Origin of the sequence: Bacillus paramobilis (assembly GCF_038096195.1) — a bacterium.
Classification (GTDB): domain Bacteria; phylum Bacillota; class Bacilli; order Bacillales; family Bacillaceae_G; genus Bacillus_A; species Bacillus_A mobilis.
On record NZ_CP151108.1, the window covers coordinates 3,744,552 to 3,760,537 of the forward strand.

Below are 15,986 nucleotides of genomic sequence, written 5' to 3' on the forward strand. Positions count from 1 at the left end.
TTAATTCGACATGGAAATCTAAATTCCTTTTATAATAGAAAAAAAGCTTGGCAAGCGCCAAGCTTTCTCCTTATAATTCTTTACCTTCTACTGGTAGTACGTTTTTCACCGCTTCTATCACTTTCTCATCTTCTGTATCAGATAAGAAGATTGATATAGCACCTTTATCGTCGCTCGTACGAATTAAACGCCCAATCCCTTGACGAAGACGTAAAATCATATATGGTACATCTACATCCCAGAATGGATCATTTACATGTTTACGCTTCGCTTCAAACACTGGATCGTTTGGAGGGAATGGTAATGACCAAATGATAACATGAGATAATGATGAACCAGGAATATCTAAACCTTCCCATAAATGAACGGCACAAAGTACAGTCTCTTCTTCATTTTGGAAACGAGAAACGAGCTGACTAATTTCTTGATCCCCTTCATATAGGAACGGAACTGACATTTGTTCTTTACTAACATATTCTTTAAACGCTGCAAGTTCTTGTGTTGTACGGAATAATACAAGTGTACGTCCATTTGTTTTCTGTATATTTTCAAGTGTATATTGACACTTTCTTTCCCATTCATTTTCTTTCGTATGCGATAGTAAGTTTACTGCCATTTGCTCCTCATAATCAAACGGTGAGGCAACTGAGAATGATAAGTAATCTTTTACCCCTAGGCTATTTGCTGTAAATGCGAATGAATCGTTATTAGATAATGTAGCAGAAGAGAAAATATACGGGATTTTCTTCGAGAATACTTTCTCTTGTAATACTTCTTCTACTGCACGTGGCATAATCACTAACGTGAAGGCTCCATCACCTTCTTCACCCCATGTAATTACATTTTTCTCGTGCATGAACAGACGAAGTGAATGTTCTAATACATCTAAATGTTCATCAACGATATTTAAATCATACGTGTTTACTGTATGCATTTCACTTTCAAATACTAATGCATCGCCGACTTCACCAATTTTCGCATAAAGTCGCTTCGCTTCAGCAGTTACTTTTTCTGTCACAGTAATTTCTAAACGATCAGAACCAGCAATTTCTTTTTTATTTTCTTGTAACACGTCAAAGAATCGCTCTGTTTGCCAAATTGTTTCTTCTACTAAATGCGCAAACTCTTCACGAATATCGTTTTGCAACAATCTCGTTAAAAGTTGCTCCATCATCGTCTGCTTTAAACGATACGTTAAAGCTTTTTGAGCTGCATATTCTACAAGATGTCCTTCATCGAATACAACGCAGCTACTTTCTGGTAATAACGGTATTTGCCCTTCACGTTTACGAGCATCGTACGTCCAAATATGATCCATATAGAAATCTTGAGAACAAATAATTAAATCTGCCGCTTTACGATAATGTTCGCGGGAAAGAGTTTGACCACAACGATGACGAGAATCACAAGTGAAGCAATCTTGGAAGTAATCCCAATTTACTTTTGACCATTCCTCATCATTTAAAAGCGGAAATTCTTTTCTGTCACCATAGTGAGTAAAGTTTTGCATCGTACCATGGTCGAATACAAACTGCGGTAATTCGTAGTATACATCTTCAATTACTTCTGGAGCTCGTCCACTCATAACATCTTCTAGTTTACGTAAACATAAATAATTATCCATTGATTTCGCAAGTCTTACATCAACAGATAGTCCTAATGCTTCAGATAACTTAGCGATGTCCCCTTCTTCTTTCACAAGCTGCTCAATTAGCGTTTCATCAGCACAAGCGATAATAGCTGGTTTTCCAGTATAACGCGCATAGCAAATTGCATATAGAAGATATACAATTGTTTTCCCTGTTCCTACACCCGCTTCTGCGAACATTACTTTCTTTTCTTGGAAAGCACGCTCTAATTGAAACGCCATAAAAATTTGTTCATCACGCTCTTCAAAGCCTTTTTCTGGAAGGATATCGTAAAACACATCTCCAATCCATTCATTCAACTTATCATAAAAATTATCTTGTTTTCCTACTTCAAATGGTAATCTCTTCTCAGTAAACATCCTTAGCCTCCAACCAAAAAGTTTTTCTATAAAAAGATATAGCAACTGCTACTCATATGTGTGCAGCCACTTTCCCCTGTTGCCATACATAGAAATACACGAAAAAAAATTTTCCTTTCGAAAAAGGAAAATTTTTTTCTATATTAATGACTTTAAATACCGTTTATCAATCGCTGTTTCGTGTGAAAGAGCTGACAAATATTCTTCTTGTGCTTTTTGTATTTCATCTACAATCGCACCTTGGCTACCCACTTCTTTCCCGATCTCATCATACGTACGATGAATAGCTTTTTGAATCATCGATAATTGGAAACTATCCATATCAAGTCCTCCTTTACGCATTACATAATAGCCAGTATATGCGCGCTGGAGGAGTTTTATACTATGAGTTACGCGGTGGACGTTTTCCGAAGTATTGGTAGTAATCTGTACGGATAAATCCATTAAACAGTTTACGTTTCTTCGATGCATCTTTTCCGTAACATTTTTCAAATGCTTCGTAACTTGTTAATACATACGCTGACCATGTGTCTAATGGGCGGAATACTTGTCCCATTTCTTTGTACAATTGTTCAACGAGTGCTTTTTCACTTAAACGTTCTCCGTATGGAGGATTCGTTACAACATAGCCATAATCCTCTTTTGTCGTGAAATCTTTTACTTGCATTTGTTTAAATGTGATTAAATCACCTAAACCTACTTCTTCAGCGTTATCTTGAGCAACTCGGATCATACGATGATCGATATCTGATCCAATGATTTGTAGTGGTTGATTGTAATTCGCTAAATCTTCAGCTTCTTGACGAGCTTCACGCCAGTTTTGTTTACCAATCCAGCCCCACTCATCTGATGCAAAGCCACGGTTAAATCCTGGTGCGATATTTTGTCCAATTAATGCTGCTTCAATCGGAATTGTACCTGATCCACAGAAAGGATCCACGAAAGGACGATCTGGCTTCCAGTTTGTTAATTTAATTAAAGACGCAGCTAATGTTTCTTTTAAAGGAGCTTCCCCTTGATCCATACGGTATCCACGTTTATGAAGCCCAACACCACTCGCATCAATTGTTAATGTTGCAATATCCTTGAGCATTGCAATCTCAATACGGAATAACGGACCATCTTCTTCAAACCAAGTTGTACGTTTATATGTTGTTTTTAATTTTTCAACGACAGCTTTTTTAACGATACGTTGGCAATCCGAAACACTGAACAACTCAGATTTTAATGATTTACCGATTACAGGGAACTCTCCATTCTCTGGAATATAGTCTCCCCAGTTTAATGCTTTCGTTTTTTCAAACAGCTCATCAAATGTTGTCGCTTTGAATTCGCCAACTTTAATTTTCACACGGTCCGCAGTACGTAACCATAAGTTCGTGCGACAAATCGCCTTTTCATCTGCTTCAAATGTTACTTTGCTGTTTTCCACTTGGCATTCATAACCAAGATCACGAACTTCTCGAGCAACTAATGCTTCAATACCCATGGCCGCTGTTGCGATTAAAGTAACTTTTCCCATTTGCATTCACCTCTTATGTATAGTCAAACAATAATTAACAGCAATTTGTCCTATTAATTATTACATTTTACGAAGAATTTTCTCATTAACCATTTTAACTCATAATTTATAACTTCATACAAATAAAAAGCCCTCCTCTAACAAAGGAGAGCTGAGTTATTTCATAGTTGGTTCATAACGTTCTGTAAGCCATGTTCTGTTCCTTTGTACTGCAAACGGCCCACGCCTCGTACTCCGGTGGCAATCATCTATCTACAGGTTATACAACCTGTCCTTTCCCATCGTTCATTTCCTTGGAAAAGATTCCCCTACCATTATTTGGGTTTCTCGCTCGTGGGGTTTACCTCGTTCCACTCCTATCATTTCTTCAAGGACTTCGTCACTGTGGCACTTTAAAGGTAGTCAAACCATATCCGAAAGGACTTAGGTTTTTTCCCTGCCGTTAAACCAGCCTTACAGCCAGAATACCCTAGCTTATGACTTGGCTAGGCACGAACACTACAGCCATCTCAGGCCGTGCGAGCATGGACTTTCCTCTACAACGTTGGCGTTGCAGCGATTACCCAAACGTTATGACATCCATTAGTATAGTGGAAACAAAAAGATTTTGCAATGTTTTTTTCTATGTAAAATGCTTTAACCTTTTTACCACCTTTAATTACTCGTATAACTTACTTCCAAATACAGCTTTTTCTAAATTAGATAGACGTTTTAAAATATCCGTATTCGTATTGTTATATACAGGTTGTGCAACTGGTGTTTGTACCGGTTGTTGCGGAACTTGTGTTGCCGCTACTTTCTGTTCTTCTAATTCACGTTTCAAACGAACATTTTGTTGTTTTAATTGATCAAATTCCTTATGAAAGGCTTCATAATCTTTAATAATCATATCAAGAAACTTATCTACTTCTTCTTGTTGATAACCTCTCATACCTGTTTTAAATTCTTTTTCTAAAATATCTTTCGCTGTTAATTTAATTTTATCCGAAATCATTTTCTTCACCTCAAATTTTTGCCAAAGCTTTCATTAACTAAATTTTTTCAGAAACAATGCTTTTTGTCAATCAAATATACGAGTACTATATTACATATTACTCTGCATTATTCCACTGTTCCTCTTCCATTATATCTTGTAAATCAGAAAAAAGAATGAAATAACTGTGATAATTTTCTATTTCTCCTTTTTTCTTAGCTGCTTCTACAATATATTTAGGGCTTCCAGGCTTTTCTTCATCATATACAGCTAAAAGTGCATCGCTTTTTTCAATAAAAAATTGATTCTTTAATTTAAATTGCTCTGGACTTTCATACTTCCGTTTCGTAATACTATCAATGTGATCTGCTTGCGAAAGAATAAATTCGTAATATTCACGGTTATCTTCCTTCCAATTTTCTTCTTGTTCTAAAAAAGGAGTAAATACCGCTAATTTTAAATCTGGATATTCTACTTGAATTTCAAAAACAACTTCAGCAGCCCATAATTCGACTCCTAACTGGCCGCTTATAATCACCCACTCCAAACCATCTTCTACAAAAGCAGTTAATTTACGACGCAGCGCCTTTTTTATACATTCTACTCCTGGATGATCATTTTTAAATATGCCAAGTTCAAATGGCTTATATCCTGTTACAGCAACAACTTTCATATCTACACCTCAACTACAAAAAAAGAACTAGCATTTCGCTAGTTCTAACATATCATTTACTTTTTAAATATTCCACCAACGTTTGGTCCAATATTCGGACCTACTGGTGATACATTGTTTGGTAAAAATGGTGATACATTTGGTCCTGGTCCAAATGGTGACACGTTTGGTCCTGGTCCAAATGGAGATACTTGATGTCCAAAATGTCCATGATGTCCATGATGTCCATGATGTCCATGACCACATGGTCCACATCCGCCGCCAAATCCTGGGTCAACTGGATCTACAACATTTACATTTGAGTTTGTTTGTGGGAAGAAGTTTTGGTTTTTAATTTGTTGATGATGTACATGTGTTGTATGTGTTGGGAAAATGTGTGGCACCACCGTTGTTGAAAAAGAATGTGTTACACACTGTTTCGTCGGATGAATGACAGGAGCAGTTGTACAGATAGGTCCTACAGGCTTATGCCCTCCAAAACAAGGATGACAATGATGCATAGTTTTTTCTCTCCTCTCTCGTTAAAAAAATCTGACTACACTTTACAATATGAGAAGAGAGGGAAAGCCGTTTGTTATATATACCCATTTATTCCAAGGAAATTTGTCTAGCCTTCTGCTTTATACGTAATGCTTTTTATAGACAACCCTCCAAAATTACTTACCAAAAAAACCTCCAACTTGCTTTACAATACCTGTCACTTGATTCATCGCATTCATCATTTGTCCAGCAGTATTCATCATTTTATTTACATCATAGTTACCATCTGAGTTTTTAAATTGGGAAACAAAACTAGAAAATTGACTCGGTTGCTGTTGTTGTTTTTGTTTATTCTGCGTCGGGTACGGTTGTTTTGGTGGATAAAACATTGCTTGTTGATTTCCATAGGGAGATGGTGGTGGCATATAGTATTGTGAATTCATATAGGGTTGCTGTTGTTGATCCATATAGGGCTGCTGTTGTTGATTCATATAAGGTTGTTGCTGTTGTTGCTGTTGATTCATAAACGACACTTCAAATGGCTGGTAATAATTTTGATTTCCATAATGAGGCTCGAAAGGATACATATTATACCGTAAATATGTATCCGTATTATATTGGTACATATTTTGCTGTGTATATGGATTAGCTTGCTGATATACGTTTGATTGTTGAAACATGCATTCTCTCCTCCTTCACATAAGTTTCTACATATATAATATGTACCAGTAAAATAATATGTGTGACGGAGTATCTGTCTATTTTTGTCGGAAGTTTAAATTTTTAAAAAATTAAAAAAGAAAACCCTTCCATGCTATGATAATGAAGAAGAAGATTCTCATGGGGAGGAATCAACATGGTATTAGGGGATTTAAAACAAGCGTTTTCTCAAAAAAAGGGGTATTACACAGAAAATGTAAATGAATTGTTAGACTTTGCGAGACATTGGTATCTCGAAGGAAAAATAGGCATTTCAGATTACCGAATATTAATAAAAGAATTAGAAATAAACGGTGCAACAAAACCTTCAACAATGACAGAAGCATAAAAAAAACAAGAGGGTTTCCCCTCTTGTTACTTACATTGCTCAATTATATTTTGCAAAGTATACGAAATGGCTTGGTGTGTTTCAAAGAATCGCTTACCTTTGCCTTTATTTACAAAACATTGCAATACATTTGTTTGTAAATTATCGTACACTTGATCAATTTGCTGTACATGTATATACTTCGGGTTTTCTTCCTTAATCCATTTATAAGCTAATTCTTTCCACACTTTTAATTCCTCATCTACCATATCTACAAATGGTTTCATATCCTTATAAAAATCATACTCAATCATTTCTCTTTTTTTCACATTCGCTTCATTATTATACTGCATGAGTTTTTCTGAAGATTGTATCAATTCTTTATACTTCATTTTATTCCCACCTTATTATGCACTCACTACGACGTTTTGAAATGCCTTCACCCAATTCCCTTTTTCTTCGTGATGCACTAATTTGTTTTCCATATGTTCAATATGCATTTCTGTTATTTCTATCTTATTGCATATTTTTTCACTCTTATCTTTCAATGCATGATTCATTCTAATCCCTATATTCATTTCCAGCAAATCGAGAGAACTTAACATTTGATCCATTGTTTTCATTACATCTTCCTTCTGAACCATCGCCATATACAAAACGCCCCCTTCTTTGCTTTTCCTTTGTCATGTAATTTCGCCGAATGATTCCTCACTCCTGCCCACATGACAAAACTAGTTGTTATTCGTCAAAGAAATCATTTTGTATGTCATTGATAGAAATGGTAACAATACAAAAAGGAGGTGTATGGAAATGGCAAAGAACAAAAACGAAAAAAAGAAAAAACAAAACAAACAAAATAAACCCGAGACTGGCAATCCAAAGTTAGATGGTCCTAACTTCCCTGCTACATAAAGTGAAACTTTAGCACTTTTACAAAAAGCTAATTTCTGAAGCATCCTTAATCTCTTATGTTCATTACGTTTTGAGATTAAATTTTTCACACACATGGCAGGATTACTTCACATTAAGAAGTCCCGTCTTCATTTATGAAGACGGGACTTCTTTTCTATTATATCACGAACTCATCCATCCTTTTAACAAAACGATTTACAATAGAAGCAACATAGATTTGCTCCCTCTTTCTTTTATACCATTCCGTTATATCAACTTCACCCTTATACTCTTCCAGTAAAAACAACTCATTTATTTCCATATCTCTACAAAACCAATCTCTCATGCTTATTTCCTTATGTGCGACGACAGGATAAACCTCTCTAAGGACTGGCGTACAAGATTTTCTAGCTTCTCTTACAAAACATTCATAATCTGCTCTTGATCCTGTGTGTATAGTTTGCAATGCAAACCTATGGAATAAACTTTTATAATTCGGATGAAACAGTAAATCCGCTAATTTTTTCCCTAGTTCTATACGCTTTTGTAACGTTTCAAATTGATAAACTGAAAAACCATACATCCTCCCTTCAACGGTTGGAAAAATAACGGCACTAATATGAAGCATTTCTTGTAATTTAAAAAGTGCCGTATGGAATACATGTTTTTTAAAATATGTATTCTCAATAACTGGTTTTTGAATTTTATTTTGCTCATTTATAATAAGCGCTGTCATGAGCCTATTTCTATCTTTTTTCTCCCAAAAATATATCCATTCTTTTTCCATAAAAATTGATACATTGAAATATTGTAACAAATAGAATAGTGGTATCTGCCTCCTCTTACTTTCTTCGTATAACAACAGCTGAGGAAATGCATCTAAAAAAATAATCCAATTAGCTTCTTCATACGTCAAAAACAAATGTTGTTTTACTGTTTGAGGTAAAACAGTAGCATAATACCTCCCTTTTAAATCAGTCATATTCCATCCCGCATTTCTCGAAACCATACTCGCTAAAAAAGCCCACCTAATTTCACTATTTCTTACATAATATTCTTGATAAGACAGTGTACGAGAAATGTTGTCCATATTAGCTATTTTCATTTCCCTCTTAATGTTGGAAACGATTGTTTTTTCTTCTTCTGTACAAATCATATTTTTACGATTTTGTGTAATTTTTTCATAATCATTCCATGTAAACATGAATAAGTCATCATACCTTTCTTCAAAAATGTCACATCTTTTTTCATTTTTTGTTATAATCACCTTTGTAAGTAATTCTTAGCAAGTTGGGAGTGGACACACTATGACCATTCGTTACCCAAATGGAAAACGGTACAATCAAGCTTCACAACCTCAAAAAACACCAATTAAAAAACATACTTATAGTAATAGAGGTATGTCCCTTGAAGAGGAATTGAATGAAACAAATGAATATTACTTAACCCATAATATTGCATGTGTACATAAAAAACCTACACCTCTTCAAATTGTAAAAGTAGATTACCCCGCTCGAAGTGCTGCAGTGGTAAAAGAAGCGTATTTTAAACAACCTTCTACAACAGATTACAACGGTGTATATAAAGGGAAATACATCGATTTTGAAGCGAAAGAAACAAAAAATAAAACCAGCTTTCCACTTCAAAACTTCCACCTTCATCAAATTGAACATATGAAGCAAGTAATCGCTCATAATGGAATTGCATTTGTTATTATTAAATTTACACTTTTTGATGAACTTTATTTATTAGATGCAAAACATATTATTGCATTTTGGAATCGACAAAATACTGGTGGACGGAAATCGATTACGAAAGAAGAAATAGAAGAGCATGGATCTTTATTATCATGCGGTTATCACCCTCGGATTGATTATATCCGTGTACTAGACACGGTTTATTTTTCGTGATAGAGTCATCACTAAGGCTCTTTTTTCGACTTTTGGGGAGAGAATGAAAGGTAGGAGAAAGTATAATGTCAGATAATTATCGTTCTCGTACAGAACGAAATCATGTAAAAAATCAAAAGCAAGAAACAAATAAAGAAAAAAAACCAAAGAAAAAAGGCTCCTTTTTTAAAAAATTCCTTATAGGTTGTCTACTTCTTGGTATCGTTGGTCTTGTAGCTGGCGTTTCCGCTTTCTTTGTTATGGTGAAGGATGCTCCAAAATTAGACAAATCAAAACTGGTCAATCCTTTATCAACAAAGTTTCTTGATAAGAATGGGAACTTTTTCTATGAATACGGTGCTGAAAAACGAACCCACGTCACTTATGATCAAATTCCAAAAGTAGTTGAAAATGCATTCCTTGCAACTGAGGATTCACGTTTCTATGATCATAATGGAATTGATTTTAAACGAACGACAAAAGCAGTTATGGAAAATGTCACTGGAGGATTCGGATCTCAAGGTGGTAGTACGATTACACAACAAGTAGTCAAAAACTATTTTCTAACGATGGACAAAACTGCAAAGAGAAAAGTACAAGAATGGTACCTATCTTACAAATTAGAGCAACAATACTCTAAACATGAGATCTTAGAAATGTACTTAAATAAGATTAACTTAGGTAACCGTTCGTACGGTATTGCAACAGCAGCCAAAAAATATTATGACAAAGATTTAAAAGACTTACAGTTACATGAAGCTGCAATGCTTGCAGGTTTACCCCAAGGTCCTAATATTTATGATCCAACAAAAAAAGACAACGTTGAACGAGCTACACAACGTCGTAACGTCGTATTATCATTAATGAATCGACATGGTTATATAACAAAAGATGAAATGAATAACGCAATGAAAATCCCTGTAACTGAGGGTCTTCAACCATCTTCAGAAGTAACTGAGATGAAGTATCAAGCATTTTTAGATGCTGTTGTAAAAGAAGTTGAAAAAGAATATCCCGATATAAATATCGGTTCAGATGGTTTAACGATCCATACAACACTTGATCAAGATGCTCAAGATTACGCAGACAAGATTATGGATGGCAATCTTATTAAGTATCCGAACGATCAATTCCAAGGATCATTCGTATTTATGGATACACAGTCTGGAGAAGTTCGAGCAATTGGAGCTGGGCGCAAAGAAAGTAAATCTACTTTCAAAGGTCATAATATGGCTATTGATTTAAAACGCCAAGTTGGTTCAACAATGAAACCAATTTTCGACTACGGTCCAGCAATTGAGAATTTACAATGGTCTACATACCATCAATTAAATGACTCAGAATATACGTATTCCAATGGTAAAAAAATACGAAATGCAACAAATAGTTACAAAGGTGACGTTTCACTACGTGAAGCTTTGAAAAAATCATTAAACATTCCTGCTTTAAAGACAGCCCAAGCGGTTGGTCTTCCTAAGTCACAAGCGTTTGCTGAAGGTTTGGGTATGACATTTAAAGACGGCAAAACGTATGAATCAACAGCTATCGGTAGTAACGATAGTTCTCCTTTACAATTAGCAGGAGCATATGCCGCATTTGGTAATGACGGTGTCTATAATAAGCCTCACTTCGTAAAAGAAGTCATCTTCCCAGACGGGAAAAAGAAAAACTTTAAACCGAAAGAAGAACGTGCAATGCACGACTATACAGCTTACATGGTGACTGACGTTCTTCGTGACGTAGTAAGACCTGGTTCTGGTGGTACAGGTCCAACAGCATACGTTTCAGGTATAGACGTAGCAGGTAAAACAGGAACACAAAACTTTGATGAAGACGTTATTAAAAAATACGGCATCCCAGCTGATGCAAACAGAGATAGCTGGTTCGCTGGATATTCACCGCAATATACAATGGCGGTGTGGACTGGTTACGAAAAAGATGGCCCAGAAAATTACATTGGCGATCGCTCTACTAGAATTGCGCAACAAATGTTCCAAGTAATGATGAGCAAATTCGCTACAGATAAATCTCGTTTCGAACGCCCTTCTTCTGTACAAGAGCTAAATGAAGAATTGTACGTAAAAGGTGCTAAGAAAGATGCAGTTAAACAAATTAAAGTAGACGCACCTAGTGGTCTTAATGTCACTTTCGATGGTGCTAGCACAGTTACACTAAACTGGTCTGGTCCAGCAGAAGTTGATGCGTATGCAGCAAGCTATAAAGCGACTGACGGTTCGAGTGGTAGCTTATCAATAAGTGGTACGACAGCTACTCTTGGTGGTATTAAACCAGGCGTTACTTACAGCTTCTCTGTAGTAGCGAAAAAAGGTACAGGAACGAGCCCTGCAGTTGGTGCATCCTTCACTGCGCCTGGTGGAACTCCAGACGCGAAAAAAGCTGAAGATGAGGCTAAGAAGAAGGCTGACGAAGAAGCTAAGAAAAAAGCTGATGAGGAAGCACAGAAAAAGGCTAATGAAGATAAACTAAAACAAGAAGAATCTAAGAAAAAAGCTGATGAAGAGCAGCGTAAACAACAAGAGCAACAACAGCAACAAGAACAACAACGTAAACAACAAGAAGAAGCTCAGAAAAAAGCTGCTGAAGAAGAAGCCGCTAGAAAGAAAGCCGAAGAAGAAGCTGCTAGAAAGAAAGCTGAAGAAGAGGCTGCTAGAAAAAAAGCTGAAGAAGAACAACACAAGCAACAAGAACAACAACAAAATACCGGAGGAGATACACCTCACGCAGACGGAAATATTGTTACAACAGAGTCTTAATACAAAAAAAGAAGTCCTTTCTCTTAACGAGAAAAGGACTTCTTTTTTGTTATCATTTTCTTTACGTATAGCTTTTCTATTTCAATATACAACTGCGCTAACTGAATATAGGAATGATAATTATTCGGTTTCTTTATAATGAACGAATATCGCTCCATAAAATTAACTGGTTGTACTTCTAAATTACTCGTATAAGCTTTCAGTTCATTCAAACTATGAACAGGTTGCTCATTTAGCCAATATACAATCGATAACAAATGTGCCGCAAAAAGAATCATTGGACCTTCAACTTCTTGCTTATTTCTGTTTCGAAATAGTGTAGCAATGTCTTCATGCTTACTTTTCCACACTTTTAATAGTACAGGAATACTATTTTCAATTTCACTCCACGGCTCATATTGTCTTTCCATGTCATATATAAAGTAAGTATTTTGTATGATTTCTTCAAAAGATTGTTCTGTATGATACGCAATCGAATCTATACTTTCTTTAAAAAATGGTAAGCACCGAAATTCTTTCGGTATTTCTATAACTCGCTCCATCCTTTATTTCCCCTTCATTCGCTTCTTTCCTTCACGACATACTTCTAGTAAAGGGCACTCTTCACATTGTGGTCGCTGTGCTTTACAGTGATAACGTCCAAAGAAAATCATACGGTGATGTGTAACACTCCATTCATCCATCGGAATTTTCTTCATTAATGTCTTTTCTACTTCTAACACCGAATCTTTCCATCTACAAATCGCTAACCGTTTACTCACTCTCTCTACATGCGTATCAACAGCAATTGCGGGAATGCCATACGCTACCGAAACAACTACATTTGCTGTTTTTCTCCCTACTCCTGGTAACTTCGTCAGCTCGTCACGATCTTCTGGAACTTTTCCATCATAATCATCCAGCAACATTCGGCACAATTTTTGAATGTTTTTTGCTTTATTTCTATACAACCCAATAGAGCGTATATCTTGTTGTAACTCTTCTAGGGAAACACTTAAATAATCTTCTGGTGTTTTATATTTTTGAAATAAATTTTTCGTCACTTTATTTACAAGTGCATCTGTACATTGTGCAGATAATGCCACCGCAATTACTAATTCAAACGGATTATCATGAATTAATTCACAATGTGCTTCTGGATACATATCCGCCATTGTATCTAAGCAATAGCGAATTTGCGTTTTATTTAACATATACTTCCTCCTACATTACTGCTCCAACCAATTATAAAAAGGCACTTTCCCAGTAAATTTCGTCTCTTGTTTTGTCGTTTGCTGCGTTCGTTGTTGATTTTCTCTAAATTTTCGTCCTTGGTTTTGGGCTTGATCTACTGTTTTAATACCATTCTTTTTCCACTCAAATAAAATACGATCAATATATCGGAAATTAAGCTTACCACTCATTACAGCTTCCCTGAGGGCCGCTTGAATTAAATTCGGATGATGTTGATCTTGATCTTCCCACATACCCAACGTTTCACATTCAAACGGAGAAAGTGGTCTTCCAAATTCTTTTTCAAATACTGTATATAAATTTACTTGCAGTTGTTTTATTTCTTTTTGTTCTTCCTCTACTGATTCATTCATTAAGAAATGCAATATTTTTTCCCATAGCGGTTGTAAAGAATAGCTTTCACACATCATTGCTTCTGATTTTTGTCCACCTTCTAGTGATAAAAAACCTTTTTGAATCAATGCCTGAATGACTTCCATACATTTCATTTCAGTAATCGTCATCCGTTCTGAAATCTCTGACGGAGTCGGAAACGAATTACCCGATTCTAAAAAGGTGTGTACATGAAGTACAACCATAAATTCCATTTCATTTAACCCTAATTTTTTATAATGCATCATAAGTAATTTTGGAATTGCAATGCTTCCCTGCTCAAACCACTGTAACATCATTTTCTTTTTCATCACCAAACACCTCGCTCTCTAGTATAACACACCTTTCACTATTTCTTTTTGCCACAATTCGTCAAAAAAACCTTCCTATTATGTAGGAAGGTTTTTTGTATTGCGTTAATAAAATATACAATTAAGCTTGCACTTTACTTTTCATAAACGTATGAATGCGTTCTAATGCTTTCTCTACTTGTTCAAGAGAAGTCGCATATGATAAACGAACGTTATTTGGAGCACCAAATCCTGTACCTGGTACAAGAGCTACTTTTTCCTCTTCTAATAGAGCTTTTGCCCAATCATCAACATTTTCGTATCCTGATAAAGCTACAGCTTCTTTTACATTAGGGAATAAGTAAAATGCACCTTGTGGTTTAATGCAAGTAAAGCCAGGGATTTGAATTAATTTATCATAAATAATGTTTAATCTCTCTTCAAATGCTTGACGCATTGTTTCTACAGGTTGCTGTGAGCCTGCATATGCCGCTATTGCGCCGTATTGAGCGATTGAAGTAGGGTTTGACGTACTATGACTCGCTAAGTTCGTCATCGCTTTAATAAGCTGCTTATTTCCTGCTGCATATCCAATACGCCATCCTGTCATAGAATGAGATTTAGATACACCATTAATAATAAGTGTTTGTTCTTTTAATGCATTAGAAAGCTGGGCAACTGAAGTATATTCTGCTCCACCATAAATTAATTTTTCATAAATTTCATCTGAAACGATTAAGATATCATGCTCTAAACATACTTCTCCAAGCTGTTGTAATTCCTCTTTGCTGTAAATCATTCCTGTTGGATTGCTCGGTGAATTAATAATAACTGCTTTCGTTTTCTCTGTAATTGCCTCACGCAGCTGCTTCGCTGTAATTTTGTATTCATTGTCTTCCAGACCTTCTACATAAACTGGCTTACCACCAGCAAGCTTTACTTGTTCAGGATAACTTACCCAGTAAGGCGTTGGGATAATTACTTCATCTCCTTCATCAAGTAATACTTGGAATAATGTATATAATGCATGCTTTGCACCGTTACATACAATAATTTCAGATGGATCATACGCAATTCCTTGGTCACGTGTAAACTTTTTCACAATTTCTTGTTTTAACGCTTGTAATCCACCTGTTGGTGTATACTTCGTATGTCCTTCTAACATCGCTTTATGTGCAGCATCCATAATATGTTCTGGCGTATTAAAGTCAGGTTCTCCCGCCCCTAATCCAATTACATCATGACCTTCTGCTTTTAATGCTTGTGCCTTTGCTGTAATTTCTAAAGTTGCAGATGGTGTTAAAGCAGCTACTCGCTTTGCTAATTTCATTTGTAGTTCCCCCTACATCTATTTTTCAATGCTATATCGTTTTAAAAACTGACCATCTTGAAATGCAAGATTGTAGTAACTATAACGATTGTCATCATCAATATATGTAACTTCCCATAGTGGTATATTGTTTTCAACGCCTAATTTTACTTTTAAAATTTCTTTAGGCTTACTCTTGGGCTCCTTACTGTCATCTCCGACTTGTTCAATCGTTCTTTGTAAAGCATCTTTTTCAGAAATACCTTCGCTCTTTTTCCTTACTATAGTTTCCCCTTTTTTCTCAGGCACCCAAACGATAAGTTGTTCTCCTTTTTCATCTGTACCTTGTACGACTGTATATGAAGATTCTCCGTTATAATAATCAACAGATTTTACCTTTGTAAGCTTTGCCTTTTCTTTCGCAATTTCTACAGATTTTGCCTCTTTAGGGATTTTCTTTTCCATTGCTTTATTATAAACATACGCCCCATATATTCCGCTAGCAACGATTACGATAACGATTGCAAAGATCCACTTTTTCATTG

Annotated in this window: 19 protein-coding genes and 1 other RNA gene; 4 read left to right on the plus strand and 16 right to left on the minus strand. The window is 35.7% G+C overall.

Annotated elements, in window-relative coordinates; genetic code table 11:
• Positions 1-70: 70 nt before the first annotated feature.
• From AABL52_RS19055 to AABL52_RS19090, 8 genes are all read right to left on the minus strand, one after another.
• A complete protein-coding gene (locus AABL52_RS19055; protein WP_000493698.1) occupies positions 71-2,008 on the minus strand; it encodes an ATP-dependent DNA helicase in 1,938 nt (645 codons plus the stop codon).
• A gap of 138 nt (positions 2,009-2,146) precedes the next feature.
• Complete coding sequence (locus AABL52_RS19060; RefSeq protein WP_000376890.1) at positions 2,147-2,329, minus strand: DUF3921 domain-containing protein; 183 nt, start codon at positions 2,327-2,329, stop codon at positions 2,147-2,149.
• 61 nt (positions 2,330-2,390) lie between these two features.
• Complete coding sequence (locus AABL52_RS19065) at positions 2,391-3,530, minus strand: THUMP domain-containing class I SAM-dependent RNA methyltransferase (RefSeq protein ID WP_000521222.1); 1,140 nt, start codon at positions 3,528-3,530, stop codon at positions 2,391-2,393.
• A gap of 180 nt (positions 3,531-3,710) precedes the next feature.
• Positions 3,711-4,101: RNase P RNA component class B (gene rnpB / locus AABL52_RS19070), an RNA gene on the minus strand.
• 87 nt (positions 4,102-4,188) lie between these two features.
• Positions 4,189-4,524, minus strand: a complete 336-nt coding sequence (gene gpsB, locus AABL52_RS19075) for a cell division regulator GpsB (protein WP_000622428.1) — start codon at positions 4,522-4,524, stop codon at positions 4,189-4,191.
• A 97-nt stretch (positions 4,525-4,621) separates the two neighbouring features.
• Positions 4,622-5,176, minus strand: a complete 555-nt coding sequence (locus tag AABL52_RS19080) for a DUF1273 domain-containing protein (RefSeq protein ID WP_016088607.1) — start codon at positions 5,174-5,176, stop codon at positions 4,622-4,624.
• 56 nt (positions 5,177-5,232) lie between these two features.
• Positions 5,233-5,676: a CotD family spore coat protein gene (locus AABL52_RS19085; RefSeq protein ID WP_016088608.1), complete on the minus strand. Its 444-nt coding sequence runs from the start codon at positions 5,674-5,676 to the stop codon at positions 5,233-5,235.
• A gap of 156 nt (positions 5,677-5,832) precedes the next feature.
• Positions 5,833-6,336 (minus strand): YppG family protein, encoded by a 504-nt coding sequence (locus AABL52_RS19090; RefSeq protein WP_016134021.1) that lies wholly within the window; start codon positions 6,334-6,336, stop codon positions 5,833-5,835.
• A 176-nt stretch (positions 6,337-6,512) separates the two neighbouring features.
• On the opposite strand from AABL52_RS19090, the gene AABL52_RS19095 reads away from it, so the two are divergent.
• A complete protein-coding gene (locus AABL52_RS19095) occupies positions 6,513-6,704 on the plus strand; it encodes a YppF family protein (protein ID WP_088083495.1) in 192 nt (63 codons plus the stop codon).
• 26 nt (positions 6,705-6,730) lie between these two features.
• Here the strand turns inward: AABL52_RS19095 and AABL52_RS19100 are convergent, their stop codons facing one another.
• Together AABL52_RS19100 and AABL52_RS19105 are read right to left on the minus strand one after the other, a co-directional pair.
• Positions 6,731-7,075: a YppE family protein gene (locus AABL52_RS19100; RefSeq protein ID WP_341518206.1), complete on the minus strand. Its 345-nt coding sequence runs from the start codon at positions 7,073-7,075 to the stop codon at positions 6,731-6,733.
• A gap of 15 nt (positions 7,076-7,090) precedes the next feature.
• On the minus strand, positions 7,091-7,333 hold the full coding sequence (locus AABL52_RS19105) for a hypothetical protein (protein WP_001252039.1): 243 nt from the start codon (positions 7,331-7,333) through the stop codon (positions 7,091-7,093).
• 85 nt (positions 7,334-7,418) lie between these two features.
• On the opposite strand from AABL52_RS19105, the gene AABL52_RS19110 reads away from it, so the two are divergent.
• Positions 7,419-7,595 (plus strand): phage portal protein, encoded by a 177-nt coding sequence (locus AABL52_RS19110; protein ID WP_340420899.1) that lies wholly within the window; start codon positions 7,419-7,421, stop codon positions 7,593-7,595.
• Between the two features lie 157 nt (positions 7,596-7,752).
• Here AABL52_RS19110 and AABL52_RS19115 read toward each other — a convergent pair whose 3' ends face one another.
• Positions 7,753-8,778, minus strand: coding sequence for a DUF2515 domain-containing protein (locus AABL52_RS19115; protein WP_341518207.1), 1,026 nt, complete (start codon positions 8,776-8,778; stop codon positions 7,753-7,755).
• Positions 8,779-8,881: 103 nt separating this feature from the next.
• Here AABL52_RS19115 and recU point away from each other — a divergent pair, with 103 nt between their 5' ends.
• Both recU and AABL52_RS19125 read left to right on the plus strand, forming a co-directional pair.
• On the plus strand, positions 8,882-9,484 hold the full coding sequence (gene recU, locus AABL52_RS19120) for a Holliday junction resolvase RecU (RefSeq protein WP_016088614.1): 603 nt from the start codon (positions 8,882-8,884) through the stop codon (positions 9,482-9,484).
• Between the two features lie 65 nt (positions 9,485-9,549).
• A complete protein-coding gene (locus AABL52_RS19125; RefSeq protein WP_341518208.1) occupies positions 9,550-12,237 on the plus strand; it encodes a PBP1A family penicillin-binding protein in 2,688 nt (895 codons plus the stop codon).
• Positions 12,238-12,260: 23 nt separating this feature from the next.
• On the opposite strand, the gene AABL52_RS19130 is transcribed toward AABL52_RS19125, so the two are convergent.
• The 5 genes from AABL52_RS19130 to AABL52_RS19150 all read right to left on the minus strand — a co-directional run bounded on the left by AABL52_RS19130 (position 12,261) and on the right by AABL52_RS19150 (position 15,984).
• Positions 12,261-12,779: a YpoC family protein gene (locus AABL52_RS19130; RefSeq protein ID WP_064056764.1), complete on the minus strand. Its 519-nt coding sequence runs from the start codon at positions 12,777-12,779 to the stop codon at positions 12,261-12,263.
• A gap of 3 nt (positions 12,780-12,782) precedes the next feature.
• Positions 12,783-13,430, minus strand: coding sequence for an endonuclease III (gene nth / locus AABL52_RS19135; RefSeq protein WP_000933021.1), 648 nt, complete (start codon positions 13,428-13,430; stop codon positions 12,783-12,785).
• Positions 13,431-13,445: 15 nt separating this feature from the next.
• Entirely contained in the window at positions 13,446-14,153 is a 708-nt protein-coding gene (gene dnaD / locus AABL52_RS19140) for a DNA replication protein DnaD (protein ID WP_000728533.1), read from the minus strand.
• Between the two features lie 121 nt (positions 14,154-14,274).
• Positions 14,275-15,462, minus strand: a complete 1,188-nt coding sequence (gene aspB, locus AABL52_RS19145) for an aspartate transaminase AspB (protein ID WP_000761547.1) — start codon at positions 15,460-15,462, stop codon at positions 14,275-14,277.
• Positions 15,463-15,480: 18 nt separating this feature from the next.
• Complete coding sequence (locus tag AABL52_RS19150) at positions 15,481-15,984, minus strand: DUF5590 domain-containing protein (protein WP_000758747.1); 504 nt, start codon at positions 15,982-15,984, stop codon at positions 15,481-15,483.
• Positions 15,985-15,986: the final 2 nt, after the last annotated feature.